We start from the raw sequence: 26,106 nt of genomic DNA, 5'->3' as shown, positions 1-26,106 counted from the left end.
CATGTCGCAGAACCACCAGGAGACGGCCCTGCCGAGGTGCCCCGGCTGCGCGGAGCCGCTGGAGCGGGACGACCTGTTCTGCGGCGCCTGCGGGTACGACCTGTCGGCCGTGCCTGAGCCGCCGCGCGACCGCCCCACGGTCGCCATCGCCGCGCCGGACGCCCCCGGTCCGGCTCCGGCCGCAGCGCCGCGCGCCGCAGCGCCGGACCCGTCGTCCCCGGTGCGCCACGACGGGCCCGCCGCCTTCGCCGACTTCGAACTGGCCGCGCCGGGCGCCGCGCCCGATCCGCGTACCGGGCCGCCGGCGGCCCCGGCGGCCGGCGGCGCGGTCTGTGTGGCCTGCCGGGCCGGGCGGGTCGACGGCGACGGCTACTGCGAGAACTGCGGCCACGCGCAGCCGCGCGAGCGCGACCACATGGAGCGGGAGCTGGGTTCGGTCGCCGCTGTCAGCGACCGGGGGCTGCGCCACCACCGCAACGAGGACTCGTTCGCGGTGTCCACGACCGTGCTGCCGGACGGTTCGGCGGCCGTCGTCGCGATCGTCTGCGACGGGGTGTCGTCGGCCAGCAGGCCCGACGAGGCGTCGGCCGCGGCGGCGGGCGCGGCCAACGAGTCGCTCCTGGAGTCGCTGCCGCGCGGTACGCATCCGCAGCAGGCGATGCACGAGGCGATCGTGGCGGCGGCGGAGTCGGTCAACCGGCTGGCCCAGCAGGCCGTTCCGGAGCGCGATCCGCACCGCCACCAGAACGCCCCGGCGTGCACGCTGGTCGGCGCGGTCATGGCGAGCGGGCTGCTGGTGGTCGGCTGGGTCGGCGACAGCCGCGTGTACTGGGTGCCGGAGGACCGCTCCACCGCGCCCGCCCGGCTCACCGAGGACGACTCGTGGGCCGCGCAGATGGTGGCGACGGGCCTGATGAACGAGGCGGAGGCGTACGCGGACGAGCGCGCCCACGCCATCACCGGCTGGCTCGGCGCGGACGCCTATGAACTGGAGCCGCACACCACCTCGTTCAAGCCGGACCGGCCGGGCCTGGTGGTGGTCTGCACGGACGGCCTGTGGAACTACGCGGAGTCCGCCGCCGAGATGGCCGCCGCGGTGCCGCAGGACGCGTACGCCCATCCGCTGCGCGCGGCGCGGGCTCTGGTGGGGCACGCCCTGGACGGCGGCGGCCACGACAACGTAACAGTGGCCCTGCTGCCGTTCGCCGTCTCCCCGCAAGGGGCAGGCTCCGCCTGATGGAGACCGACCGGCGGGTCCGCCCCCTCCTGCCTTCGATGCTTTGTCCGTACCTTTGTACCTCTGTCTTCATCTGACAGGTGGAGCCTCAAGGAGCCGATCAGATGGCCAACTTCTCCAAGTCGAACGTGCCGCAGTTCTCCGTCGAGGTGTACCAGAACGAGTTCCTGCCCGAGGGCGGCCGCGAGGTCAACGGCATCATCACGGTCACGTCGACTGGGGGCGGCACCACCGGGGGCGTACCGCTGCCGGGGACGCCGGAGCGGTCCGGCGGCGCCGCCGTGGTGATCATGGTGGACTGCTCGGGTTCGATGGACTACCCGCCGACGAAGATGCGCAACGCCCGCGACGCGACGGCGGCGGCCGTGGACACCCTGCGCGACGGCACCTCGTTCGCCGTGGTCGGCGGGACGCATGTGGCCAAGGAGGTCTATCCGGGCAACGGCCGGCTCGCGGTCGCCGACGCGCGGACCCGGGCCGAGGCCAAGCAGGCGCTGCGCCGGCTGAGCGCGGGCGGCGGTACGGCGATCGGGACCTGGCTGCGGCTGGCGGACCGGCTGCTGGCCGCCGCCGACGTGGACATCCGGCACGGCATCCTGCTGACGGACGGGCGCAACGAGCACGAGGCGCCGGAGGACCTGCGGGCGGCGCTCGACGCCTGCGCGGGCCGGTTCACCTGTGACGCGCGCGGGGTCGGCACCGACTGGGAGGTGAAAGAAGTCACAGCGATCGCCTCGGCGCTCCTGGGCACCGCCGACATCGTCGCCGACCCGGCCGGGCTCGCCGCGGACTTCACGCGGATGATGGAGAACGCCATGGGCAAGGAGGTCGCGGACGTGGCGCTGCGGCTGTGGACCCCGGTCGGCGTGGAGATCATGTTCGTGAAGCAGGTCGCGCCGACGGTCGCCGATCTGACCGGCCGCCGCACCGAGGCGGGCCCGCGCGCCGGGGACTACCCCACCGGCTCCTGGGGCGACGAGTCCCGCGACTACCACGTGTGCGTCCGGGTGCCGGAGGCCGGCATCGGGCAGGAGATGCTCGCGGCCCGGGTCTCGCTGATCCTGCCGGACCCGGCGGGCGGGGCGCCGCAGACCCTCTCGCAGGGGCTGGTCCGGGCGGTGTGGACGGACGACATGGCGTCCTCGACCGCGATCAATCCGCAGGTCGCGCACTACACGGGTCAGGCCGAACTGGCACAAGTCATCCAGCAGGGACTCGATGCCCGCAAGTCGGGAGACTTCGACGGCGCGACGGCCAAACTCGGCCGCGCGGTGCAGTTGGCGTCGGCGTCCGGGAACGAGGACACTGCGAAACTGCTTTCGAAGGTGGTAGACGTCGTCGACGCCGCGACAGGTACTGTGCGACTGAAGGCGAAGGTCGCGGAAGCGGACGAGATGACTCTCGAAACGCGCTCCACGAAGACGGTTCGCGTCAAGAAATAGCGACGGCCCGCCGGCCGGAGAAGGAGAGGGGGAAGCGCCGACATGCCGACCTGCCCGAACGGACACCAGTCGGGTTCCGAGGACTGGTGCGAGGTCTGCGGCCATCGCATGGCCGGGGCGGGCGCGCCTGCGGGTGCGGTTCCCCCGCCTCCTCCGCCGCCCCCGCGGTACGGATACCCCCAGCCGCACGACCCGGACGCGACGGCCCAGGCCGAGCTGTGCCCGCAGTGCCGCACCCCGCGTGAGGCGATGGCGCCGTTCTGCGAGGAGTGCCGCTGGAACTTCCTCACGAACACGGCGACGTCCTACACGCCGCTGGCTCCCCGGCACAACATTCCGGGCGACCCCGGCCCGGCCGGCAACCGGCCGCCCGGCTTCCCGGCCCAGCAGCCGCCCCCGCCGCAGGCGCGCGACCCGTTCGACTACCAGGGCTCCCGGCCCTCGCAGATGAACCGGTCCGCCGAGCCGCTGTCCCCCGGTCCGGGCCAGTCGGGCCCGCAGGGCCAGGGTCCGGGTCAGGGCCGGCCGCCGTTCGGCCAGAGTCCGCAGGGCACCCCGCCGCCGTTCCAGCAGGGCCCGCCGCCCGGTCCGGAGGGCCGCCAGGGTCCGCCGCCCCCGCCCCCGTACCAGCAGGGGCCGCAGGGCTCGCCGCCCCCGTTCCAGCAGCAGGGCGCGCCGCCGCCCGCCTTCCAGCAGCAGACGGCGCCGCCGCCGGCCCCGCCGCGTTCGGACGGCGACGACTGGCTGCTGTCCCCGCCCTCGCAGCCGGCGCCGCAGGCCCAGGCGCCGCAGAACCCGATGCGGCAGCCGCCCTTCCCCGGCCGGCAGGGGCCCGGTCAGCCGCACGGCGCCGGTCCGCAGGGCCACGGCCCGCTGCACGGTCCGGGCGCCGGCCGGCCGCCGCTCTCCGACAACTGGACGGCGTTCATCGCGCCGGACCGCGAGTACTTCCTGGCGATGATGCAGCGCAGCGGCCCCGAGGCGACCGGGCTCAACCTGCCCGCGTACTCCCCGGAGCAGCAGCTCGCGCTCACCGGCAGCCAGATCACGATCGGCCGCCGCCGGCACAGCACGGGCGAGTCCCCGGACATCGACCTGTCGGTGCCGCCGGAGGACCCGGGCGTCTCCCACCAGCACGCGGTGCTGGTGCAGCAGCCGGACGGCAGCTGGGCCGTGGTCGACCAGAACTCCACCAACGGCACCACGGTCAACGGTTCCGAGGAGCCGATCCAGCCGTACGTCCCCGTCCCCCTCCAGGACGGCGACCAGGTGCACGTCGGGGCGTGGACGACGATCACGATCCGCCGGGACTGAGCGCCCCGTCCGGCCGGACGGGGCGTCTGCGACCATGGACGGGTGACTGAGAACCCGCGCGACACCATGCAGGTCGTGACCTTCTACGAGCAGGTCGGCGGCGAGGACACCTTCAGGCGCCTGGTCCACCTCTTCTACCTGGGCGTCGCCGGAGATCCGCTGCTGCGGCCGATGTATCCGGAGGAGGACCTCGGACCGGCCGAGGAGCGGTTCGCGCTCTTCCTGATGCAGTACTGGGGCGGCCCGCGCACCTACAGCGAGCGGCGCGGCCACCCCCGGCTGCGGATGCGGCACGCCCCGTTCCGGGTGGACCGGGCCGCACACGACGCCTGGCTGAGCCATATGCGGGCGGCGATGGACGAGCTGGCCCTCGACCCGGAGCACGACCGGCAGCTGTGGGAGTACCTGACGTACGCTGCCGCCTCGATGGTGAACACCGACGGCTGACCTACGGTCACGTACCGCCCACGTACGTGCGGAATGCGGAACTCCGCGGCCGGATACCGGTCACGAATGCGTCAAGTTGTGTCCGTAAGCGGTTTCACCAACCACCTGGTGTCTGAAAGCATCCAGGCAACGCCGGGGGCGGGCGGGGCGGATGCGGTGACGAGGGGGCCAGGTGACGGGGTTCGTCTTTCTGCGGGTGAGGGCGCACCGGCTCCTGCTCGCCGCGGCCGTGCTGGCCGTGCTGCTGACCACCTCGGTCCTGGCCGCGCTCACCGCGTTCTCCGGCTCCGTGGGCGACGCGGCCCTGCGCCACACGCTCACCCACCGCTCCGCCGAGCCCGCCTCGCTCGTCATCTCCGCGCAACTGCGGCCCGAGGAGCGCGAACCGGCCGACGCGGCGGCGCGCAAGGCCGCACGGGAGACGTTCGACGGGCTGCCGGTGACCGTGCGGACGCTGGAGGCGTCCGGCCCGTACGCCCTGCCCCGCAGCCTCCAGTCACCGGCCGCCCGGCGCGGTGACCCCGACCTCACGCACTTCGCCGCGCTGGACCGCAGCCGCGTCCGCGTCACCGCCGGGCGCCTGCCGGCCGCCGGGGCGGGCGGGAGCGGCGGGCCCGTCGAGGTCGCCCTGCCCGCGACCGCCGCCGAGGCGCTGTCGGTGAAGCCCGGCGCCCGGTTCGAGGTCACCGACCGGCTGGGCGGCAAGCCGCTGGACATCGTGATCACCGGGCTCTACAAGGCCGCCGACCAGGCCGACCCGTACTGGCAGCTCGACGCGCTCGGCGGGCGCGGCATCCGCAAGGTCGTCTTCACCACCTACGGCCCGCTGCTCGCCGACCCCGCCCTGCTCGGCTCGGGCCGCACCAGCGCGGGCGAGACGGCCTGGCTGGCGACCGCCGACTTCCGCACGGTCACCACGGACGCGATGGCCGACCTGCGCGAGGCGGCGACCGCGGGCCCGGAGCGGCTGCTGGCCGCCCCCGAGTTCAAGGACGGGGCCACCGCCCGCACCTCGCTGCCCACCGTGCTCGAAGAGATCGACCGCGCCCTGCTGGTCTCCCGCTCGACGCTGACCATCGTGGCCGTCCAGCTGGTCCTGCTCGCCGGCTACGCCCTGCTCCTGGTCGCCCGGCTGCTCAGCAGCGAGCGCGCCGGCGAGACGGAGCTGCTGCGGGCGCGCGGCGGTTCGCGGGCCAGGATCACCTCGCTCGCCGCCGTCGAGGCGCTGCTGCTGGCCCTGCCCGCGGCCGTCGTCGCGCCGCTGCTCTCCGGCCCGCTGACCCGGCTGCTGGCCGACCGCGGCGAACTCTCCCGGATCGGGCTCCGCCTGGACACCGGCATGACCGGCCAGGTGTGGCTGGTCGCCGCCGTCACCGCGCTGGCCTGCGCGCTCGCCGTCGTGGCGCCCGCCCTGGCCGCCAGCGCCGGGGGCCGGCGCAGCACCCGGTCCGCCGCGCTGCCCGGCCCGGTGCGGGCCGGCGCCGACCTCGCGCTGCTGCTGATCGCGGCCGTGGCGTACTGGCAGCTGGACCGGCAGACGAAGGGCTCCGGCAGCGGCGCGCTCAGCGGCGACCGCTCCGGTGGTCTCGGCATCGACCCGCTCCTGGTGGCCGCGCCCGCGCTGCTCCTGCTCGCCGGCACCGTGCTGACGCTGCGCCTGCTGCCGCCGGCCGCGCGGCTCGCGGAGCGCCGGGCGGCCGGCGGGCGGGGGCTGGCCACCGCGCTGGCCGGCTGGCAGTTCAGCCGCCGGCCGCTGCGCGGCGCCGGGCCCGTGCTGCTGCTGGTCCTCTCGGCGGCGATGGGCATGCTGGCGATCGGGCAGAGCGCCTCGTGGAACCGTTCGCAGAGCGACCAGGCCGACTTCCGCTCCGGCGCCTCGGTGCGCATGACCGGCGGCATCAACGCGGACCCGGCGAAGTCGGGCGCGTACGAGGAACTGCCCGGCGTACGCGGGGTGGCGCCCGCCTTCCGTACGACGGTGGACCTCTCCGGCGAGCGCACCGCCGACGTCCTCGTCCTGGACACCGCGCACGCCGACGAGCGGATGCTGATGCGCGGCGACCTCGGCGCCGGCTCCACCGACCGGCTCTTCGACTCGCTCGCCCCCGCGAAGCAGGCGCGCCCCGGCCTCGTGCTCCCCGCCGGGAGCACCCGGCTCCGCTTCGACCTGGCCGTCTCCGCGCCCGCCGCCCCGCACAACACCTCGCCCTCCGGCGGGGACCCCCGGCTCACCGTGCTGCTGGAGGACCGCTACGGCCTGCCGTACCAGGTGTCCGCCGGGCAGGTGCCGGTCGACGGGAAGGCCCGGCCGTACGAGATCAAGGTGTCCGCGGCGGGCGGGCTGGCCGTCACCGGCTTCGAGCTGGACGACAAGCAGCCCGTGGACCGCGGCGAGACGCACCGCCTGACCCTGACCGGGCTGCGCGCGGTCACCGGGGGCGGCGCCGAGCGGCCGGTCCCGGTGCCCGGCGGCTTCCGCTGGCGTGCCGCCGTCACGACCGACACCTTCGGCGAGGTCCGCCCCGGTGCCGCCGCCTTCCCGACCTCGTCGGCCACCGCCCCGCTGGCCGTCGAGTACCGCACCGGCTCGGTCACCGCCGAGGACGCCGTGTACGCCGTGCCGGGCCTCAACGTGCGGATCACCGCCGAGCGCCCCAAGGCCCCGGCGGTCGTCCGGGGCGTCGCCACGGACGCCTACCTCCGGGCGACCGGCGCGAGGACCGGGCAGGCCGTCGATGTGACGCTGGCCGGCGAGCGGGTCCGGGTGAAGATCGCCCGGACCGTGGACCGGCTGCCGACGACCGGCCCCGGCGGCTCCGCCGCGACCACCACGGAGTACCGGCGGGCCAGGGACGGCGGGGCGCTGCTGCTCGACCTCCGGTCCCTGGGCCAGGTCTTCGCCGAACGCCCCAACGCCCGGCTCACCGTGTCCGAGTGGTGGATGAGCACCGAGCCCGGCCGCACCGCCGACGTGGCCGCCGCGCTGCGCGCCCTGCCGGACGTCGACCCGGCGCAGGTGCTGGTGCGCGACGAGGTCGCCGACGAACTGGTCAGCGACCCGCTGGGGGCCGGGCCGCAGTCGGCGCTGCTCGCGGTCGCGGTAATCGCGGCGGCCCTGGCGGCGGTCGGCTTCGCCGTGGCGGCGGTCGGCTCGCAGCGGGAACGTTTCGCCGAGTTCGCCGTGCTGCGGGCGCTCGGCGCCCCGCGGCGCCAGCTGGCCCGGATGACCGCGGCCGAGCAGGGCGTCCTGATCGCCATCGCGCTGCTCGTCGGAGGACTGCTCGGGGCCCTGCTCACCCGTGCCGTCGTCCCGCTGATCGTGCTGACCGGACAGGCGGCCCAGCCGGTGCCCCCGGTCCTCGTACAGCTGCCGGCCGGGCAGGTGGCCCTGCTGCTGGCCGGGGTCGCCGCGCTGCCGCTGCTCATCGTCGCGGCCCTCGCGCTGCGCCGCGCCGACCCCGCGATTTCGCTGCGCCACCAGGGGGACCACTGACATGAGCCCGCGTACGAGAACCCCCCGCGCGGCGGCCGCCGGCGCCCCCTGGGTGCGCACCCGACTGCGGACCGCGCCCGGCGCCTCCCTCGCGTTCGCCCTGCTGGTGCTGGTCACCGCGTTCCTGGCCGCCGCCTTCCCCCGGTCCGTGGACCGCTACGAGGGGCAGGGGCTGCGCCACGACCTCGGCGCCGTCGAGCCCCGGCGCGGCGTCCTGGAGATCAGCAGCCCGCAACCCGGCCTCGAACTGCCCGTCGAGGTGCGCGAGAACGCGGTGCGCGGGACCACCCTGGGGGCCGTGCGGCGCGACGTCATGGCCCGGCTGCCCGACCCGGTACGGGCCGACCCCGAGCAGTCCGCGTACGGGCTGCGGACCACCGGCTCGATCGCCGGCTCGGAGAGCTGGTTCCCCCGCCCCTACGGCCTCGACCCGCAGCTCACCTACGTCACCCAGGCCGGGCTCGCCGACCACGCCACCCTGCGCACCGGCGCCTGGCCCGAGGTCGACGGCAAGGTGACGATGAAGACCCGCGAGGTCGAGGGCGCCGTCACCGAGGCCACCGCGAAGGCCCTGCACATCGAGGCCGGGGCGACCGTCGCCGTGCCGACGCGGGGCGGCGGGACCCTGACCGTACGCGTCACCGGCATCGTCACCCCGAAGCGGCCCGAGGCGTCCTACTGGTCCACCGAGGAGCTGCTGCGCACCCCGTCCCTCGTCCCCACCCGGGGCAAGGGCTCCCCCCTCTACTACTGGACGGCCGCGCTGCTGCTGCCGCCGGACGCCGCCCCGGCCCTGCTCGCCACGACCGCGCAGCCCGAGGTGTACTGGCGGCTGGCGCCGGACGGCTCCGCCCTGAGCGCCCGTGACGTGTCCCGGCTGCGTACGGCGATCGCCTCGCTGGAGGGCGGCCCCGGACTGCTCTCGGTGCGCCAGGTGGCCGGGGACACCGCCACCGTCACCACCGACCTGGACGAGGTCCTGGCCGGCTACGACGGCATGCGCACCGCGATCCAGCCGGTCGTCGCCGTCGCCGCCGTCGGCATCGGGGCCGTGGCCGCCGTCGTCCTGCTGATGACGGGCGGCCTGATCGCGGCCCGCAGGCGCGCCGAGCTGTCCCTGCTGCGCGCCCGCGGCGCCTCCCTCACCGGCATCGGCGGCCGGCTCCTTGCCGAGACCGCGGTGCTCGCCGTACCGGCCGGCGCGCTGGGGCTGCTGCTCGCGGTCCTCACGGTGGACGAGGCCCGGTTCGGCCCGGCCGCCCTGGCCGCGGGCGCGGTCGTCGCCCTGGTCTGCGTGGCGCTCCCGCTGCGCACGGCCCTGCTGCACCGCAGGCACCGGGCGCACGGGGAGCGCGACGACCTCGCGACCGCCCGCCCGTCCCGGCGGCGCACCGTCGCCGAGCTGACCCTGCTGGTGCTGGCCGCGGGCGCCGTCGTCGCGCTGCGCAGGCGCGGCACGGACGCGGAGGGCGGCACCGATCTGCTGGTCAGCGCCGCGCCCGTGCTGGTCGCGCTGATCGCGGCCGTGGTCCTGGTGCGGCTCTATCCGCTGCCGCTGCGGCTCGCGCTGCGTTCCGTCTCCCGGCTGCGCGGCGCGGTCGGCTTCCTCGCCCTGGCCCGCGCCGGGCGCTCGTCCGCCGCCGGCACGCTGCCGCTGCTCGCCCTGCTGGTCGCGCTGACCACGGCCGCGTTCGGCGGGTCCGTGCTGGCCGGGGTCGCCGACGCGCGCGACGACGCGGCCGTCCTGGCCACCGGCGCCGACGCCCGGATCAGCGGCCAGGGCGACGCCGTACCGCTGCCCGCCGAGCTGATCCGGGCCGCCGGGAAGGCGGACGGCGTGCGCCGGGCGGTACGGGTCCAGATCGAGTACGGGGTCGCCCTGCCGCCCGCCGGGAGCGGGGTCGAGGACGCCAAGGGCGCCACGCTGATCGGCGTCGATCCGGAGGCGTACGCGGAGCTGGCGCGCGGCCTCGGGCTCGGCTCCTTCCCGGCCGGCCCGCTGAAGGCCACCGGCGCCCGGCCCGCGCAGGGCGAACCGGCCTCGCGGGACCGGGTGGTGCCCGTGATCGCCTCGCCGTCCGTCGCCGAACGCCTCGGTGACCGGCCGCGCGACCTGGAGTCCGTGGCCGGTGACTTCAAGGTGAAGGTGGCCGGCACGGTGGCGCGCACCCCGGCGATCACCGGCTCCTCCTTCATGATCGTGGACGCCTCCGCGCTCACCCACCGACAGACCACCGTGCTGCTGCTCACCGGCGGACACCTGGACGCCGAGGCGCTGCGGGCCGCCGCCGGCGAGGCGGGCGAGCACTTCTCCGTACAACTGCGCTCCGAGACGCGCGAGGCGTACGTGGACACCCCGATGCAGAACGGCGCCGAGCGGATCTATCTGGCGGCCATCGCGGCCGGCGCCGGATACGCCCTGCTCGCCGTCCTGCTGTCGCTGCTCCAGACCGCGCCGGAGCGCACCACACTGCTGGCCCGGCTGCGGACCATGGGCCTCACCTCCCGGCAGGGCGGGCGGCTCCTCGGCTTCGAGGCCATGCCGCAGGCGGTGCTCGCCGCCGTGGGCGGGCTGCTCGTGGGCCGGGCGACCATCGCCCTGCTCGCGCCCGGCATCGACCTGGTGCACCTCGCGCTCTCGACCGGCCCCGGCTCCGGCGTACTGGCCGGCGCACCGCTGCGGACCGACCCGTGGTCGCTGGTCCTGCCGGCGGTGGGCGTGATCGTCCTCGCCGCCGCGGTGGCCGGTGTGCAGGCCTGGTGGACCGGCCGCCGCGGATCGATCACCGAACTCAGGGCAGGAGACTCCCGATGACGACGCCGTCGACCGATTCCACGCTGGCGGAGCTCGAACAGCGGGCCACCGCCCGGCGCGACCGGCCCTCCTACGGGCACGACGCGCTGATCGCCTGCGACCGTCTGGTGCGCATCTTCACCACGGACGGGGTCGAGGTGCAGGCCCTCCAGGGGCTCGACCTGCTGGTCGAGGAGGGCGAGCTGCTGGCCCTGGTCGGCGCGTCCGGCAGCGGCAAGTCCACGCTGATGAACATCCTGGCGGGCCTGGACGAGCCCACGGCCGGAGCGGCCAAGGTGGCGGGCTGCGACCTGCTGAACATGGGGCAGAAGGAACGGCTGCGCTACCGCCGGGACGTCGTCGGCTTCGTCTGGCAGCAGACCGCCCGCAACCTCCTGCCGTATCTGACGGCGATCCAGAACGTCACCCTGCCCATGCAGCTGCGCGGGCGCGGCCGGGCCCGCGAGCGGGCGGCGCGCGCCGAGACGCTGCTGAGGATGCTGGAGGTCGACGACTGCCGGGACAAGCGCCCGCAGCAGATGTCGGGCGGCCAGCAGCAGCGGGTGGCGATCGCCGTCTCGCTCGCCAACTCCCCCTCGGTGCTGCTCGCCGACGAGCCGACCGGTGAGCTGGACTCGGCCACCGGCGAGCAGGTCTTCGCCGCGTTCCGCCGCGCCAACGAGGAGCTGGGCACCACGATCGTGATCGTCACCCACGACCAGGCGGTGGCCAGTGAGGTGCGGCGTACGGTCGCGATCCGCGACGGCCGGACGTCCTTCGAGGTGCTGCGCCGTACGGAGGTGGACGCGGCGACCGGCCAGGAGTCCCAGGTGGCCCGCGAGTACGCGATGCTGGACCGCGCGGGCCGGCTGCAGCTGCCCGCCGACTACACCGAGGCGCTGGGCATGGAGCACCGGGTGATGCTGGAGCTGGAGCGGGACCACATCGGCGTCTGGCCGGACGGCGCGACTCCGGGCGCGAACGCGGACGCGGGTAAGGACGCCGGTGCGGACACGGACGCGGGTGCGGACACGGACGCCGGCACCGCGTAGCCGCCGCTCGGGCGCCCGCTGACCGGCCGTTAGTATCCGGGCCATGACGACGTTCGAACGCGAGATCACCGAGCCGGTCGACCTCTGTCTGCCCGACGGGCGCCTCGACCCGTCGGCGGTCGGCTGGTCGCGGGTGCCGCTGCACCGCGCCAATCTGCGCGGCTGGGGCCGGACGAAGCGCTGGGAGTACTGGTGCGTGACGACGCCGACCCATCTGGTGGCGCTGACCGTCAGCGATCTGGACTTCCTGGCCCTGAACAGCGTCTATCTGCTGGAGCACGCGCCCGGCGGGCTGGAGTTCGAGCGCACGGCGGTCATCCCCGGCGGTGTGGGCGTGAGCCTGCCCGACACGGTGGCCGGCTCGCCCGGCGCCCCGGACGTGGTGACGGGACCGGCCCGCCCGACCGGCGGCAAGGTGCGCGTGGAGATCCGCGACGAGCCCGGCGGGACCCGGCTGCGGGCGCGCTGTCTGACCCCGGAGCGGGTGCCGGTGGAGGTGGACCTGCTGGTCGCCCGCCCGGCGGACCACGAATCGCTCTCCGTCGTCGTGCCGTGGGACAGCCGGCGCTTCCAGTACACCTCCAAGCAGACCGCGCTGCCCGCGTCCGGCCGGGTCCGGGTGGGCGGGGAGTACCTGGACTTCGACGGCGAGGACACCTGGGCCGTCCTGGACCACGGCCGGGGCCGCTGGCCGCGTACGGTCGACTGGAACTGGGGCGCCGCGTCCGGCCGGACGGACGGCCGTACGGTGGGCCTCCAGCTCGGCGGGCGCTGGACGCTGGGCACCGGCTCCACGGAGAACGCGCTGTGCGTGGACGGCCGGCTGAGCAAGATCGGCGAGGAGCTGGACTGGCGCTGGTCGCCTTCCGACCTGCTCGCGCCGTGGACGATCCGCACCCCGGTGACCGGGCAGGTGGACCTCACGTTCACCCCGTTCCACAACCGGCGCGCCCGCACCGAGGCGGGCCTGATCGTCAACCGCACCGATCAGTGCTTCGGCCACTACGACGGCCGCGTCCGCACCGACGACGGCGCGGAGATCGCGGTGAAGCGCCTGCTGGGCTGGGCGGAGGACGTACACATGCGGTGGTGACCGGGGCGGCGGGCGGCCGGGCCCACCGGGGTGCGCGGTACGGGTCAGCCGCGTACGGAGACCGCGAGGTTGCCCAGGCCGCCCGCCGCGTCCGCCCGGCGCAGGGCGACGGAGCCGTACGGGGTGCGCAGGCGCAGCCAGCTGCCGGCCGCCAGGAGGGCGACCGGGAAATCGGGGGCGGCGCGCAGGAAGCCGAGGGACTGCGCGGCGTGCACCGCGCGCAGCGGGAGCCCGGTGCCGGCGACGGTGCGCGACCAGATCTCGTGGCCGATGCGGTCGCGCTCGGCGCGGGTGCGCCGGTCCTCGGGCAGCGCTTCGTCGCGGGTCCGGAACTCCTGGACGGCGGCGGTGAGCGCGGTGCGCAGGGCGACGGGGTCGGGCAGCCCGCCCTGTTCCCGCCAGCCTCGGCGGGGCGGCAGGACACCGGCCCAGGGCGGTCCGGTGACCGGGGCGGGCAGGGCGCCCGCGTCGGGTTTTCCGGGGCCCGGTCCTTCGGCGTCCTCGGCGGGCAGGGCCTCCAGGAGGTCGCCGGCCGACACGGTGGTGTCGAACTCCTGGGCCTCGGCCAGCCGTACGGCTCGGATGGCGAGCACCTCGAAGGAGGGCGGCCGGCCGAACACGGCGAGCGCGCCGCCGCCCGCCTGGAGGCGTACGGCGGCGGCACGGTCGTAGTGGAGCAGCCGGCCGAGGAAGGCCGCGAGATCCGCGGCCTCCCTCGCGTCGGCGAACCGAAGCGGCTGTACGGACACGGTCATACCGCGGCGGGCTCCTCCGCGAGGTACTCCTGGAGGAACAGCTTCTCCTCCGGGGAGATCCGCCGGGGGCGCCCCTCGGCCAGGTCGTAGGGGACGACGACGGTGGACGCCCGTACGTAGACCTGTTCCGGGTCCTTGATCTCGTAGGCGATCGTCAGCGACGCGGCGCCGATCTTCGTGACCCAGGACTCGACGGTCACCGGACGGTGCCGGTGGACCAGGGGCCGCAGGTAGTCGATCTCGTGCCGCGCCACGACGGAGCCGCCCGCGAAGGACGGCGAGCCGTCCCCCGGCGCCAGCCGGAACATGAAGTCGATGCGCGCCTCCTCCAGATAGCGGAGGAAGACCACGTTGTTGACGTGGCCGAAGGCGTCCATGTCCGACCAGCGCAGTGGGCAGCTGTAGATGTGACGAGCCAAGACGATCAGCCTCGCGTGAGCTTCTTGTACGTGGCGCGGTGCGGGCGGGCCGCGTCGGCGCCGAGCCGGTCGATCTTGTTCTTCTCGTACGACTCGAAGTTGCCCTCGAACCAGTACCACTTGGACTCGCCCTCGTACGCCAGGATGTGCGTGGCGACGCGGTCCAGGAACCAGCGGTCGTGGGAGATGACGACGGCCGCGCCGGGGAACTCCAGCAGGGCGTTCTCCAGCGAGGACAGGGTCTCGACGTCGAGGTCGTTGGTGGGCTCGTCGAGGAGCAGCAGGTTGCCGCCCTCCTTGAGCGTCAGCGCCAGGTTGAGGCGGTTGCGCTCACCACCGGAGAGGACCCCGGCCGGCTTCTGCTGGTCCGGGCCCTTGAAGCCGAACGCGGACACGTACGCCCGCGAGGGCATCTCGACCTGGCCGACGTTGATGTAGTCCAGCTCGTCCGAGACGACGGCCCAGAGGGTCTTCTTCGGGTCGATGTTGGCGCGGGACTGGTCGACGTAGCTGATCTTGACGGTCTCGCCGACCTTGATGGAGCCGCTGTCCGGCGTCTCCAGGCCCTGGATCATCTTGAAGAGCGTGGTCTTGCCGGCGCCGTTCGGGCCGATGACGCCGACGATGCCGTTGCGCGGCAGCGTGAACGACAGGTCGTCGATGAGGACCTTGTCGCCGAACGCCTTCGACAGGTGCTCGACCTCGACGACGATGGACCCGAGGCGCGGCCCCGGCGGGATCTGGATCTCCTCGAAGTCCAGCTTCCGCATCTTGTCGGCCTCGGCCGCCATCTCCTCGTACCGGGCGAGACGGGCCTTGGACTTGGTCTGCCGGCCCTTGGCGTTGGACCGCACCCACTCCAGCTCTTCCTTGAGCCGCTTCTGGCGCTTCTCGTCCTTGCGGCCCTCGACCTTGAGGCGGGCGGCCTTCTTGTCGAGGTACGTGGAGTAGTTGCCCTCGTACGGGAGCGCGCGGCCGCGGTCCAGTTCGAGAATCCACTCGGCGACGTTGTTGAGGAAGTAGCGGTCGTGGGTGACGGCGACCACGGCGCCCGCGTACTTGGAGAGGTGCTGCTCCAGCCAGTTCACCGACTCGGCGTCGAGGTGGTTGGTGGGCTCGTCGAGCAGCAGCAGGTCGGGCGCCTCGATGAGCAGCTTGCAGAGCGCGACGCGGCGCTTCTCGCCACCGGAGAGGTTGACGACGGGCCAGTCGCCGGGCGGGCAGCCCAGGGCGTCCATGGCCTGCTCCAGCTGGGCGTCCAGGTCCCACGCGTTGGCGTGGTCCAGGTCCTCCTGGAGCTTGCCCATCTCGTCCATGAGCGCGTCGGAGTAGTCGGTCGCCATGAGCTCGGCGACCTCGTTGAACCGCTTGAGCTTGCCCATGATCTCGGCGGCGCCGTCCTGCACGTTCTCCAGGACCGTCTTGCTCTCGTCCAGCTCCGGCTCCTGCATGAGGATGCCGACGCTGAAGCCGGGCGACAGGAACGCGTCACCGTTGGACGGCTGCTCCAGGCCCGCCATGATCTTCAGCACCGTGGACTTACCGGCGCCGTTGGGCCCCACGACACCGATCTTCGCGCCGGGCAGGAAGTTCAGGGTGACGTCATCGAGGATCACCTTGTCGCCGTGCGCCTTGCGCGTCTTGCGCATGGTGTAGATGAACTCAGCCAAGAGAAACCGTCCGGCAATCGATGTGTGGGCAGATACACCCCATCTTGCCTGACGGCCGCCTCTTGACGGAAACCGGTCCGGTGCGCGATACGTGCGATCCCGGCTCTCGGTACGGGGCCGGGGTACGGGCGGGACCGGCTCGGAGGACGGTCGGGGCACGGGGGCGGGTGTGCGAAGGCCCCGGCGGGCCTGTGTGGCTCGTCGGGGCCTTCGTGCGGGGGTGTGGCGCCGGGCTCAGCCCGGGTCACTCACCGCTGGTCACTCACTGGCGGTGCGCTTGCGGCGCAGGAGCAGGACCGCTCCGCCGCCGACGACGACCAGGGCGATGGCGACGCCCGCGATGACCGGGGTGGCGCTGGAGCTTCCGGTCTCGGCGAGGTCGGTGCCGCCCGAGGTGCTGCCGCCGGCCGTGGCCGTGGTCGGCGCGGGCGGGGTGGGCTCGCTGCCGGTCTGGGTCTCCGTGCCGTCGGTGCCGCCCGTGCCGCTGCTGGTGGTCTTGCAGTCCAGGACGCCCTTGAAGGTCTTGGAGAAGCCGTTGGGGCCGGTGACCGTGATGTCGTACGCCTGGTCCTCGGCGACGGGCACCGTCACGGTCGTGGTCTTGCCGGCCTCGACGGTGTGCTCCTTGCCGTCGAGTTCGAAGGTGAACGCCTCGTCGCCCTTGTTGCCGACGGTGATGTCGACGCCGCCCTTGTCACAGTTCTTCTCGGCGGTGGCCGTGGGGATCGGGCCCTGCTTCGCCCAGGTGGCGGTGGCGGTCGCGGAGACCGTCGACTCGCTGGAGCCGGCCAGGATCATGGTCTGGCTCTTGGTGACCCCGGCGAAGGCGCGGCCGACCGGGACGGAGGTGGTCGCCTGGACGGTCAGCGAGGCGCTGCCCTCCTCGGAGGCCGCCGGCACGTCGAAGTAGAGCTTGGTGCCGTCCGACGCGGTGGTGACGGGCTTGCCGTCCTTGTCGGTGACCTTGACGCCGCTGGCGAGGTCCGCCGGCGGGGTCACCGTGGCCTGGCCGGCGTTGGTGTGGACGGTGACCGGGCCGACCCGCTCACCGGAGCGGCCGGAGACCGCGATCGGGTCGAGCGCCAGGGACGCCTTGGGCTCGGGGGTGTCGGTGGCGGACTTCTCCAGCCAGTCGGCCAGCTTCTCCGCCTGCTCGTCGGCCGCCTCCACGTCGACGTGGTCGGAGAACCGCCAGATCGCGACCTGGGTACCGGCCGCCGCGGTCTTGTCGGTGAGCGTCCCGGTGCCGGCCGCCTTCGCCAGTGCCGAGAGGTCGTTCACCTGCGGGTAGGAGTGCTGCAGAATCCAGAGGATTTTACCGGCGTCTTTGTTGCCGCCGAGCGAGGTCTGGCTCCAGGGGGTCTCCAGGTACTTCGCCCGGTCCTGGGTGGGGTTGTGGATGTCGATGCAGTACGTCTTGAGTGTGCCGCCGCCGTCGACCGTCATCTTGAACAGGCCTGCGGGCACGTTGCGGGTCCTGCCGTTCTCCTTCAGGAGCGCGGTGCCATAGGGCCTCTCCAGCCCGTCCAGCACGGCGGTGGCCCCGCCCTGGTGTGCGGGCACCTCGTCGGCGGCCGCGCTGCCCGCGCCGACGAGGGCACCGGCCACGACCAGGCCGGACGCCGCCACCGACGCGGCGAGCCGGGATATGCCCCGGCGCCGTCCGGTGCGGCCCGCCGCACCGGATGACGAAACGGTCTCTGAAGAAGCAGAAAACACTTATTTCCCCTCCGGGCGAGACCCTCGCGCCCGGTACGCGTGTGGGGATAGTCCCGCCTGCTACTCAAGTTCTTTGTGAGTCCGGGGAGATCCTATGGAGCGGACCAAGAACAGTCCCCCGTCATACCGTCCGACAACCATTCCGAATCGCAATCGTTATCCCCGGTAACTCCCGCCGCCGGGCGGCCACCGGCCACGGGCACGCTTGGTCATCGCCCGGTCGCCGGCGGGTCACCACGCCCCCCGCGTGCCGCTTCACTCCGCCGCCACCAGGTCGGGCTCCTTCTTCCGGGGTGCGGCCGCGGCCCTCTGACGTACCGTCCGTTTACGGGCCGCGGGCCGCTCCGCCGCACCCTCCCGCACGCCCTCCTCCGAGCCGTCCTCGACGCGCCCCTCCGCCCGCTCCCCGCCGGACGTCTCGCCCGACCCCTCCGGCGCGGCCGGGACCGCCGGGACCGCCGGAACCTCCGGCACCGCCCACGGGTCGTCCCCCGCCGCGACCGGCGCCGGGCCGAACCGCGAGGTCAGGGCCGGGTCGTTGCGCAGCGCCCGCCGGAAGGCCGCCGTACCCCGCGTCAGATCGTGGCCCACCGCCACCGCCTCGATGTCCACGAACGTCCGGCGCGGCCCCTCCACTTCCTCCTCGCGCACCTTCAGCCTGCCGTGCACCACCAGCGGCTCCCCCACCGACACCGATCCCGCCAGGTTCGCCGCGAGCGTCCGCCACGCCCACACGGTGTAGAAGCTCGTATGCCCGTCCGCCCACGCCTCCCTGGCCCGGTCCCACCTCCGGGGCGTGACGGCGAACCGGAACCGGGCCATCCCTCCGGTCGCCGTCTCCCGGAACTCCACCGCCGTCGCCGCGTTGCCCACCAGCGTCACCCAGGTCTCGTTCATGACTCCGCCTCCCCTTCGCCCGGACTTCGCGACCGCGCCGTACGCGCGGTCACCGATTCCATGCTGGAGGGGAGGCGGAATTCCCGCTGAGAGCTGTGGGCTAACGGACCGTTGTGGAAAACTCCGTCACCGCCACGTAGCGTTCGCGCACTTCGCGGTAGCGCGCCAGCTCGGCCGCGACCGGGTCGAGCACCCTGGCCCGTCCGCAGGCCGCCGCCGCCTCGCGCAGCCGGCGTTCGGCCTCCTGGCCGTACCGCCTGGCCGGCCCCCGGGCCGCCGCCGCGCACGACCACTCCACCAGCGGGCCGCCGACGATGCCCGCCAGCATCACCAGGGCGGGCGTCAGCAGCCCCGGCTCCAGGACGCCGATGATCTGGCCGGCCAGCCACAGGCCGCCGAAGATCTGGAGCAGCGTCATCGCGACCTGGGCCAGCACGGCCGCCGGCCACCAGGCGGGACGCGGTGGCTTCCCGGCCGCCCGGCCCTCCGTACCGCGTACGCCCGTCGCGTCACCGCCCGTACCGCCCGTACCGCCCGTACCGCCTGCGCCCGTCGCCTCGCCCGAGGAACGGCCCGCCAGTTCGTCCAGCGCGTCCGGCAGCCCCTTCGCGCCGTGCACCGCGGCCTCGCGCACCGCCTGTGCCCAGGGTCCGGGCAGTCCGGCGGAGGCGTCGTCCGCCACCGTGCGCACGGCCTGCTCGACGCGCTGACGTGCCGTGAGCCGTTCCTCGGGCGGGGCGGCGAGCGGAACCCGGTCCCGGGCGCCGGGCTGCCGGGTCGACTCGTACCAGCGCCACAGCCGCAGCCACGGCGTGCCGCACGCCCGTCCGGCGTTGCGGCGCCACTCGCGCTCGGCGGCCTGGCCCGCAGCCGCCGCGCCCACGGCCTCCGCGAGGCGGTCGGCGAACTCCTCCCGCGCCCGCTCCCCCAGGCCCGCCCGCCCCTCGGCGACGTACACCGGGCGCAGTCTGGCCGCCGCCGCGTCCACGTCGGCGGAGAGACGGCGGGTGGCCGCCGTGCGTTCCTGGACGAACCTGCCCAGCAGTTCGCGCAGCTCGCCGACGCCCTCGCCGGTGAGCGCGGACAGCGGAAGCACGGTCGCGCCGGGGTCGCCGTGCTCGCCGAGGGCCATGCCGTCCTCGTCGAGCAGTCGGCGCAGATCGTCCAGGACCTGGTCGGCGGCCTCGCCCGGCAGCCGGTCGATCTGGTTGAGGACGACGAAGGTCACCTCGGCGTGGCCGGCCAGCGGGCGCAGATAGCGCTCGTGCAGTGCGGCGTCCGCGTACTTCTCCGGGTCCACCACCCAGATCACCGCGTCGACCAGCGCCAGCACCCGGTCCACCTGGTCGCGGTGGCCCTTCGCCGCCGAGTCGTGGTCGGGCAGGTCCACCAGGACCAGGCCCTGCAGCGCCTCGTCGGACGCCGCGCCGGGCTGCGGCCTGCGGCGGAGCCTGCCGGGCACGGCGAGCCGGTCGAGCAGTCCGGCGGCGCCGTCGGTCCAGGAGCAGGCGAGCGGGGAGGAGGTGGTGGGCCTGCGCAGGCCGGTCTCGGAGAGCTGGGCACCGGCGAGCGCGTTGAAGAGGGTCGATTTGCCGCTGCCGCTGGCGCCGGCGATGGCGACGACGGTGTGCCGGGAGGAGAGGCGCTGTCGGGCCGCCGCCTCGTCCAGCACCCGGCCGGCCTCGGCGAGCGCGGCCCGGTCCAGGCGCGCCCTGGAGAGCCCGACGAGTTCGCGCAGGGCGTCCAGGCGGGGGCGCAGCGGGCTGCCGGAGTCCACGTACGCCTCGACCTGGGGCCGGGTCTCGTCGTCCTCCGGAACGATCTCGTCCGGGGTCCGGACGGCTTCCTTCCGCGCTTCCTGGGCGCGGCGGGCGATCAGTCCGTCGTCCCAGCCGCCGCTCTCCGAGCGCCGGGGGTCGTGGCCGCGGTCCGCCGCGTCCTGTTCCCGCCGCGCGCGGGCCGGGCGGCCCGGCTCCCGGCCCGATTCCCGTACCGTGTCCCGGCCCTGTCCCGGATTCTCGTCAGTGACGGCAGTCATCGCTGCCACCTCTCCTTCTGCAGTAGGGACAGCGCGGCAATCAGTTCCGCCTGCGGTTCGGGGGCCACGTCGAGGGCGTCCAGGGGGGCGAGGCGCCGGTCGCGTTCGCCGTTGAGGACGTGGTCGAGGTAGGTGGTGAGCAGTGCGCCGCCCTTGTCGCGCAGGCGCAGCGCGCCCTGGGCGCCCATGCGTTCGGCGAGCTGCTCGCCCGCGGCGCGGGCGCGGCGCCCGCCGAGGAGGGCGGCGGCCAGGAGTGCGGCAACGGTCTCGGGGTCCGGGGCGGTGTTGCGCTCCATCAGGCGCAGTTCCTCCTCGGCCAGTTCCTCCAGGATGCGGCGCCACCGGCGTACGGTCATGTCGATCCGGCCCCGGATGTCCTCGGCCGGGCCCCAGCCGCCCTCCTCGCGGCCGGCCGCCTCGTAGGCGAAGGCCGCGGCGGCGGGCTCGCGCCGCCAGACGGTACGGATCTGCTCGTCGGCGGCGGCGACGGCGCACTCCAGGAGCGCGGCCAGGCTCTCGACGAGCGCGTCGAGCACTTCCTCGGAGGTGCTGTACGTGGGGTAGCCGCGCCATCTGGTCCGGGCGTCGCCGGCGAGCGCGCCGCCGTTCTTCAGCCGGCGGCGGACCCGGGCGCTCTCCTTTCCGTACGCGTCCTCGACCACGCCCGTCAGCCGTACGGCGGCGGCGTACTGGGCGGCGACGGCCCCGGCGAGGGCGGGCATGCGGACGTCCAGCGAGTCGATGACCCCGGCGGCGGTCCGGCCGACCGCCTGCTGACGGGCCGCCGGGTCCTGGACGCGGTGGGCGAGCCAGGCGCGCAGCGGGGCGACGGCGGTGGTGGGCAGCAGGCCGCGGCCGCCGCCCGCGGACTCGGGGAGTTCGGGGATGGTGAACCGGGGCACCTCGCCGAGCCCGGCCTTGGTGAGGAGCGCGCCGTACTGCCGGGAGACCTCGGCGATGACCTGGTGGGGGACGCGGTCGAGGACGGTGACGAGCGAGGCGTTGTACTCCTTGGCGGTACGCAGGAGGTGCCAGGGCACGGCGTCGGCGTACCGGGACGCCGTGGTGACCATGACCCAGATGTCGGCGGCGCAGATGAGTTCGGCGGCCAGGACGCGGTTGCGTACGACGAGGGAGTCGATGTCGGGGGCGTCGAGCAGGGCGAGCCCGCGCGGGAGCCCGGGTGCGGTCTCGATGCGCAGGGCGGTGCCTTCCTCGGCGGCGTTCCCGTCGGGGCCGTCGAGGTCGTCGCACTGGCCGGGGTCGGCGTACTCCTCGGGCGACAGCCGTACCCGGGTGAGCTGCGGCAGCACCCGTACGCCTGTGAACCAGTGCTGGTCGTCGGGGTGGCAGACGAGGACGGGCGTACGGGTGGTGGGCCGGAGCACTCCGGCCTCGCTGACCCGGCGCCCCACCAGCGAGTTGACGAGTGTCGACTTGCCGGCGCCCGTCGATCCCCCGATGACCGCGAGCAGCGGCGCCTCGGGGTCCTTCAGCCGGGGCAGCAGGTAGTCGTCGAGCTGGGCGAGCAGCTCGATCCGGGTCTGCCGGGCACGGGCGGCTCCTGGGAGCGGCAGTGGGAGACGCACGGCAGCGACACGGTCGCGCAGGGCGGAGAGTGCGTCGATGAGCTGAGGCCGTACGTCCAAGGTCACCACATGCGAAGAATGCCCAATTTTGGCGCCCTTTTGAAGCGTATAGCCACTTCTGCGCGCCGGTTCCCCCGTCCGGACAGAGGGGATGAGTGGGACGCAGGCATAACGAGTGCACAACACCCGAGGCGTGAAGCGTCAAAAGCGGTGCGTGATCCGTACCCACCTGCGATTATCGTCTCGCTTCACCGAACCTCCACATAGTGCCACGGAGGTGAAGCAACGAGGTCCAGCCAATCGGAGCCCTATCCTTGTCCCGGCAAGGTCACGGACCACCAGGGTCCCAGGGAGCTCCGGAACACCGCAGCCACCACCGGCCCCCGTAGCTCAGTGGATAGAGCAGGTGCCTTCTAAGCACTTGGCCGCAGGTTCGAGTCCTGCCGGGGGCGCACGCCGCAGGACCCTCCTCCGGGAGGGTCTTTTCGCTGGTCAGGAGCCATTCTCCATGCGATCCGGAGAAGCCGGACGCGCCCCTCAGCGTGTCTGGGCGCGTCCGGCGGTGTCCGGCTGATTCCGGGTTTCTCCGGGTGGCTGCGGAGAATACGCGGAGAAATTCTCAGGACCCTGCCGCCGGGCCCGGCAGCTCCCCCGCCCGCTCGATCCGCTGCTTGAGGTCGTCAAGCTGGCCGTCGATGCAACGGGCGTACGTGGCCAGTAGGACGGGGACACTGTTGCCCGCCCACTCGGCCACGGTCGCGGGCGGGACACCCGCATTGAGCCAGCCGGTCAGGCAGGTGTGCCGAAGGTCGTACACGCGGCGCCCGAGCGGGGTACCGAACTCGTACTCGGTGAGCACTTCCTTCCGGGCCCGCCGCCATGCTCGGCGAATCACTGACCCGGCGAGGTCTCCGCCCTTCTCCCCCTGCATCAGCAAGTCACCGGGTTTCAGCCCCTCCTTCTCGATGTGGGCCCTGAGAATCCGCGTCAGGGCGGGGCGGCAAGGAACAGTCCGGGTGTCCCCCGCGGCCCGCCCCTTGAGCCCGCGTGTCTCGCGGACCTCCCCTGTGTCTGTCCACTGTTTGCCGACCTCGGGATGAGCTGTGTGGAGTACCAGCTCGCCCCACTGATCGCCGGTGTCCGCAGCAGGCAGGCGTACGTCTCCGACATCGATTGCCACCACCTCCTCGGGTCGGGCGCCGGCGTAGTACATCGCGGCGAAGAAGGTATGCAGCCGCTGGCCGCCCCTCGGCCGCTCGCGGATCCACCTGAGCAGTGCGGCAGCCTGGCCGCTGTTGAGCAGCGACCTCTTGTCGACGGCGGAGGATGTCTTGGCCGCCGTGGCGCTCGCGCCCTTGCCCTTCGGAAGCGGGTTTCCCTTGAGTACCTTCTTCTTGATGGCGTACTCGAAAAGGACGTTGAGTACGCGCCTGGTCCGTCTGACCGAACTGGCTGCCACGGGTGTGCCGTCCAGCTTTGTCCTGGCCGCACGCAGCGCAGTCTCTGCCGCGTCGTCGTCCTCCCAGGCCGACATGGGAAGCGAGTTCCGCTGCACCCACCGCAGGATCACGGTGACCTCCGGCGGGGCCTTGTCCCGCCGGAGGGTGTTGAAGGCGTACTCCCGGAGAGCCCGGCGAACATCAACGCCTTTGAACGCCGTGGGCTGGGAGCGGAGGAGGGCAATCGTGACTGGTGTAAGCGCCTTTGCCACGGTCTTCCGGTTGTTCGCCGACGTGCGCTCCCAGAGCTGGTCGACGAACTGGACCGCGAAGTCGTACCACGTCACGCTGGCCGCCTGTGAGATATGTGAGATGGGAAGGCCAGTCGAAAGGCTGAACGCCTCTCCTTTGCGGGCGGCAGACAGTAGGCCGGAGCGGAAGGACTCCGCGAGGGGGCCGGTGGCGAAGGGCTTCCGCCACTCCTCTCCCGCGAGCAGCCACCGGACTGTGTGCGTGGTCTTCTTCTTCCCCACGTACACAGAGGTCTTCCAGAACTTCACGTCGTACGTCGTGTCCATCAAGCAGCGTCCTCGTGATCGTTCAGCCAGATCTCAAGGTCGATCCGGCGTACACGGAGTCCGCCGTTCGGCAGCTTGATGCAGCGGGGCGCCCGCTGCTTCTGGCGCCAGTCGTAGAAGGTGGATCGGGTGATACCAAGTTCGGTGCACAGCTCGGGAACGGTGAGCATCGTGCGGGTCTTAGGCGTGCCAGCCATCGAGGTGCCCTCCTTGGGCAAAGACTTGGAGCCGATCCCAGGGGCCGCGTCTGTCCGAGGCGCGGGTTTCTGCGTCACTGCGTCATCTGCGTCACTCATGGGGTCTGAGCTGCGGTTTTTTGGTGACGCAGAGGCAGCGGCCTGTGTCACTGGTGACGGAGTCGTCCGTCATGGGGTGACGCAGGTGACGAACGGTGACGCAGAGATTTAGTCTCTGCGTCACGCCTGTCGGTGCAGGTCGGGAGCGGTTTTCGGGGCCGTGGTGACGCAGGTGACGCAGCGTCCTCCTACTTAGGAAAAGAGGAGCCTGTGTTCTGTTGGGTGTGCGCGCCTTCAGGCGTAAATGGGGAGCCGCAGAGCGGCACACCTCTTGGGCGGCGGCAAGCCGCCGAACAGCAAGAGGAGCACCCGCGCGGGCGTGCTCTTCTTGCCTGTGCGGCCGCCTCGCGTGGCACGGGTCAGAACGCCTGCTGCTCATCCTGCGCGAGCTTGGGGCGGCTCATCTCGATGTAGCGGGCGCTGTTCTTCCGCCCCCAGTCGATGAGGACGCCGCGGGAGGCGAGGACGGGCTGGAGGCGCTTGAGCCGGTCGGAGAGGACCTTGCCGGTGGTGGGCCAGCCCTTGGGCAGGGGACGGAACTCCCCCTCGTCGGTGTGGAGCTGGGTCAGGCCATGTAGCCACTCGGCGGACGTCATCCGGGCCTCGGTGCCGGGCTCGATCCCGGCGGCACGCTTGAGGACGGTCTGGGCGAGGATGTCGCCCTCGATGACGTCGTCGTTGAGGTCGTCCAGGCTCGCCCGGTAGGCGTCCAGGGCTCCGAAGTTCCGGGCGGTGTCGAGCTGTGCGCACAGGTGGGCAAAGTCGGCCATCCGCAGGTCGGTCGGGATGTCGGCCTGTGCGGCGCGGACCTCAACGGCCAGGTCGAGGATGGAGCCGAGGATGACGGGCAGGGACTGGGCGAACTCGGCCCACAGCTCCGCCTCCGTGCGCCGCACCCTCGGCCGTTCCAGGCGCAGGGGGAGGAGGCGTTCGGCGAGGTCGGGGCGGATGACGCCGACGTCGATGCCGGTCAGGAGCATCGGCCGGCGGTAGCGGGCCCGTACGACGTCGCCGTCGGTGAACAGGGCGCGCTTGATGTTCTCGGCGCCGGTGACGATGCAGCACATCAGGTCCGACAGGTCCGGGCCGAGGTGGGAGAGGTTGTCCAGGCCGGTGACCCACCCGGCGGCGACGGCCGTGATCAGGTTCTCCTCGTCCTTCGGTGCCCGCCGGAGGTCGCCGCTCATGCCTTCGATGATCCGCACGAGCATTTTCCCGGCGGTGGACTTCCCCGCGCCCTGGGGGCCGGTGAGGAACGGCGCGGGAACCGGGACGTCGGGGCCCAGGCAGCCGACAAGCCATGCGAGGGCGAGGCTTTCGGCGCGGGCGTCGGAGAAGTTGCAGAGCCTCATGAGCAGGTCGACGCCCTTGCCGTTCGTGTCCTTCACCGGCAGCGGCAACTCCCCGGTGAGCTGGGTGCGCCGCCAGCACACCTCGCGCGGGTCCGGGGTGAGGATGTCCCAGCCGGTGGGGTGGATGCGGACCGACTGGCCGTCGTCGCGGCCGAGGTCAAGCCAGGTGGCGCCGTCGTAGCCGGGGGCGACGCGGATGTGGACGGGCTGGACGTCCTCGGTGAGCGCGAGTGCTTCGATCAAGTCGAGTGCCTCCTTGAGGGCGGTTCCGTTGAAGACGCCGAGGCCGTCCTTGTAGAGGCCGACCATGAGTTCCTGGCGGTGGCTGCCGGTGGTGCCCTGGGAGCGGATGGGGCGGGCGACGGGGTGGCCGTTGCGCTGGGCGTAGACGGTGCCGTCGACGGTGCGGAAGTAGCGGAAGTGAGCCTGCGCGTAGTCGGTGATGACCTCGCGGGCCGGGTTCTTCTCGTCCTCGGACACAG

18 protein-coding genes and 1 tRNA gene are annotated in these 26,106 nt (G+C 73.4%); 9 read left to right on the top strand and 10 right to left on the bottom strand.

Features of this window, described 5'->3' with window-relative positions:
- The first annotated feature begins 1 nt into the window (after window position 1).
- The 8 genes from DNK56_RS07335 (at window position 2) to DNK56_RS07300 (ending at window position 12,872) form a co-directional block, all read left to right on the top strand.
- The gene (locus DNK56_RS07335) at window positions 2-1,237 is read left to right on the top strand and encodes a PP2C family serine/threonine-protein phosphatase (protein WP_199563827.1); all 1,236 of its coding nucleotides are present in this window, start codon (window positions 2-4) and stop codon (window positions 1,235-1,237) included.
- 104 nt (window positions 1,238-1,341) lie between these two features.
- On the top strand, window positions 1,342-2,679 hold the full coding sequence (locus DNK56_RS07330) for a vWA domain-containing protein (protein WP_111331584.1): 1,338 nt from the start codon (window positions 1,342-1,344) through the stop codon (window positions 2,677-2,679).
- Between the two features lie 42 nt (window positions 2,680-2,721).
- A complete protein-coding gene (locus DNK56_RS07325) occupies window positions 2,722-3,993 on the top strand; it encodes an FHA domain-containing protein (protein WP_111331582.1) in 1,272 nt (423 codons plus the stop codon).
- Window positions 3,994-4,035: 42 nt separating this feature from the next.
- Entirely contained in the window at window positions 4,036-4,440 is a 405-nt protein-coding gene (locus tag DNK56_RS07320; RefSeq protein WP_111331580.1) for a globin, read from the top strand.
- A gap of 172 nt (window positions 4,441-4,612) precedes the next feature.
- Window positions 4,613-7,933: an FtsX-like permease family protein gene (locus DNK56_RS07315; RefSeq protein WP_111331578.1), complete on the top strand. Its 3,321-nt coding sequence runs from the start codon at window positions 4,613-4,615 to the stop codon at window positions 7,931-7,933.
- A gap of 1 nt (window position 7,934) precedes the next feature.
- Window positions 7,935-10,748 carry an ABC transporter permease gene (locus tag DNK56_RS07310; RefSeq protein ID WP_111331576.1) on the top strand — a complete coding sequence of 938 codons (2,814 nt, stop codon included), beginning with the start codon at window positions 7,935-7,937 and terminating at the stop codon, window positions 10,746-10,748.
- Window positions 10,745-11,779 carry an ABC transporter ATP-binding protein gene (locus DNK56_RS07305; RefSeq protein WP_241989797.1) on the top strand — a complete coding sequence of 345 codons (1,035 nt, stop codon included), beginning with the start codon at window positions 10,745-10,747 and terminating at the stop codon, window positions 11,777-11,779. The genes DNK56_RS07310 and DNK56_RS07305 overlap by 4 nt, the downstream gene beginning before the upstream one ends.
- 43 nt (window positions 11,780-11,822) lie before the next feature.
- The gene (locus DNK56_RS07300) at window positions 11,823-12,872 is read left to right on the top strand and encodes a DUF2804 domain-containing protein (RefSeq protein ID WP_111331574.1); all 1,050 of its coding nucleotides are present in this window, start codon (window positions 11,823-11,825) and stop codon (window positions 12,870-12,872) included.
- 44 nt (window positions 12,873-12,916) lie between these two features.
- Here the strand turns inward: DNK56_RS07300 and DNK56_RS07295 are convergent, their stop codons facing one another.
- The 7 genes from DNK56_RS07295 to DNK56_RS07265 all read right to left on the bottom strand — a co-directional run bounded on the left by DNK56_RS07295 (window position 12,917) and on the right by DNK56_RS07265 (window position 22,019).
- The gene (locus DNK56_RS07295; protein ID WP_111331572.1) at window positions 12,917-13,627 is read right to left on the bottom strand and encodes a hypothetical protein; all 711 of its coding nucleotides are present in this window, start codon (window positions 13,625-13,627) and stop codon (window positions 12,917-12,919) included.
- On the bottom strand, window positions 13,624-14,046 hold the full coding sequence (locus DNK56_RS07290; protein WP_158558538.1) for an acyl-CoA thioesterase: 423 nt from the start codon (window positions 14,044-14,046) through the stop codon (window positions 13,624-13,626). The genes DNK56_RS07295 and DNK56_RS07290 overlap by 4 nt, the downstream gene beginning before the upstream one ends.
- A 5-nt stretch (window positions 14,047-14,051) precedes the next feature.
- The gene (ettA, locus tag DNK56_RS07285) at window positions 14,052-15,716 is read right to left on the bottom strand and encodes an energy-dependent translational throttle protein EttA (protein WP_111331568.1); all 1,665 of its coding nucleotides are present in this window, start codon (window positions 15,714-15,716) and stop codon (window positions 14,052-14,054) included.
- Window positions 15,717-15,974: 258 nt separating this feature from the next.
- Complete coding sequence (locus tag DNK56_RS07280) at window positions 15,975-17,435, bottom strand: Cys-Gln thioester bond-forming surface protein (protein WP_199563828.1); 1,461 nt, start codon at window positions 17,433-17,435, stop codon at window positions 15,975-15,977.
- Between the two features lie 255 nt (window positions 17,436-17,690).
- A complete protein-coding gene (locus DNK56_RS07275) occupies window positions 17,691-18,332 on the bottom strand; it encodes a single-stranded DNA-binding protein (protein ID WP_111331564.1) in 642 nt (213 codons plus the stop codon).
- 100 nt (window positions 18,333-18,432) lie between these two features.
- Window positions 18,433-20,370, bottom strand: coding sequence for a YfjP family GTPase (locus tag DNK56_RS07270; protein ID WP_111331562.1), 1,938 nt, complete (start codon window positions 20,368-20,370; stop codon window positions 18,433-18,435).
- Window positions 20,367-22,019, bottom strand: coding sequence for a dynamin family protein (locus tag DNK56_RS07265; RefSeq protein WP_111331560.1), 1,653 nt, complete (start codon window positions 22,017-22,019; stop codon window positions 20,367-20,369). Before DNK56_RS07265 ends, DNK56_RS07270 begins: the two co-directional genes overlap by 4 nt.
- A gap of 319 nt (window positions 22,020-22,338) precedes the next feature.
- Between DNK56_RS07265 and DNK56_RS07260 the strand changes: the two genes are divergently transcribed.
- Window positions 22,339-22,411: transfer RNA gene (locus DNK56_RS07260), tRNA-Arg, on the top strand.
- A 167-nt stretch (window positions 22,412-22,578) separates the two neighbouring features.
- Here the strand turns inward: DNK56_RS07260 and DNK56_RS07255 are convergent.
- From DNK56_RS07255 to DNK56_RS07245, 3 genes are all read right to left on the bottom strand, one after another.
- On the bottom strand, window positions 22,579-23,976 hold the full coding sequence (locus tag DNK56_RS07255; RefSeq protein WP_111331558.1) for a tyrosine-type recombinase/integrase: 1,398 nt from the start codon (window positions 23,974-23,976) through the stop codon (window positions 22,579-22,581).
- Complete coding sequence (locus DNK56_RS07250; protein ID WP_111331556.1) at window positions 23,976-24,173, bottom strand: helix-turn-helix transcriptional regulator; 198 nt, start codon at window positions 24,171-24,173, stop codon at window positions 23,976-23,978. The genes DNK56_RS07255 and DNK56_RS07250 overlap by 1 nt, the downstream gene beginning before the upstream one ends.
- Before the next feature lie 458 nt (window positions 24,174-24,631).
- Window positions 24,632-26,104 carry an ATP-binding protein gene (locus DNK56_RS07245; RefSeq protein WP_111331554.1) on the bottom strand — a complete coding sequence of 491 codons (1,473 nt, stop codon included), beginning with the start codon at window positions 26,102-26,104 and terminating at the stop codon, window positions 24,632-24,634.
- Window positions 26,105-26,106: the final 2 nt, after the last annotated feature.

Origin of the sequence: Streptomyces sp. AC1-42W (assembly GCF_003248355.1) — a bacterium.
Lineage (GTDB): Bacteria > Actinomycetota > Actinomycetes > Streptomycetales > Streptomycetaceae > Streptomyces.
The sequence above is the reverse complement of the archived record's forward strand: the minus strand, read 5'-3'. Positions and strand labels throughout refer to the sequence as shown.

Excerpts from the sequence above, each read along its gene's own strand:
- DNK56_RS07250 (WP_111331556.1), bottom strand. The coding sequence starts at position 24,173 with ATGGCTGGCACGCCTAAGACCCGCACGATGCTCACCGTTCCCGAGCTG.
- DNK56_RS07275 (WP_111331564.1), bottom strand. The coding sequence starts at position 18,332 with ATGAACGAGACCTGGGTGACGCTGGTGGGCAACGCGGCGACGGCGGTG.
- DNK56_RS07305 (WP_241989797.1), top strand. The coding sequence starts at position 10,745 with ATGACGACGCCGTCGACCGATTCCACGCTGGCGGAGCTCGAACAGCGG.
- DNK56_RS07295 (WP_111331572.1), bottom strand. The coding sequence starts at position 13,627 with ATGACCGTGTCCGTACAGCCGCTTCGGTTCGCCGACGCGAGGGAGGCC.
- DNK56_RS07270 (WP_111331562.1), bottom strand. The coding sequence starts at position 20,370 with ATGACTGCCGTCACTGACGAGAATCCGGGACAGGGCCGGGACACGGTA.
- DNK56_RS07325 (WP_111331582.1), top strand. The coding sequence starts at position 2,722 with ATGCCGACCTGCCCGAACGGACACCAGTCGGGTTCCGAGGACTGGTGC.
- DNK56_RS07335 (WP_199563827.1), top strand. The coding sequence starts at position 2 with ATGTCGCAGAACCACCAGGAGACGGCCCTGCCGAGGTGCCCCGGCTGC.
- DNK56_RS07330 (WP_111331584.1), top strand. The coding sequence starts at position 1,342 with ATGGCCAACTTCTCCAAGTCGAACGTGCCGCAGTTCTCCGTCGAGGTG.
- DNK56_RS07255 (WP_111331558.1), bottom strand. The coding sequence starts at position 23,976 with ATGGACACGACGTACGACGTGAAGTTCTGGAAGACCTCTGTGTACGTG.
- DNK56_RS07300 (WP_111331574.1), top strand. The coding sequence starts at position 11,823 with ATGACGACGTTCGAACGCGAGATCACCGAGCCGGTCGACCTCTGTCTG.
- DNK56_RS07310 (WP_111331576.1), top strand. The coding sequence starts at position 7,935 with ATGAGCCCGCGTACGAGAACCCCCCGCGCGGCGGCCGCCGGCGCCCCC.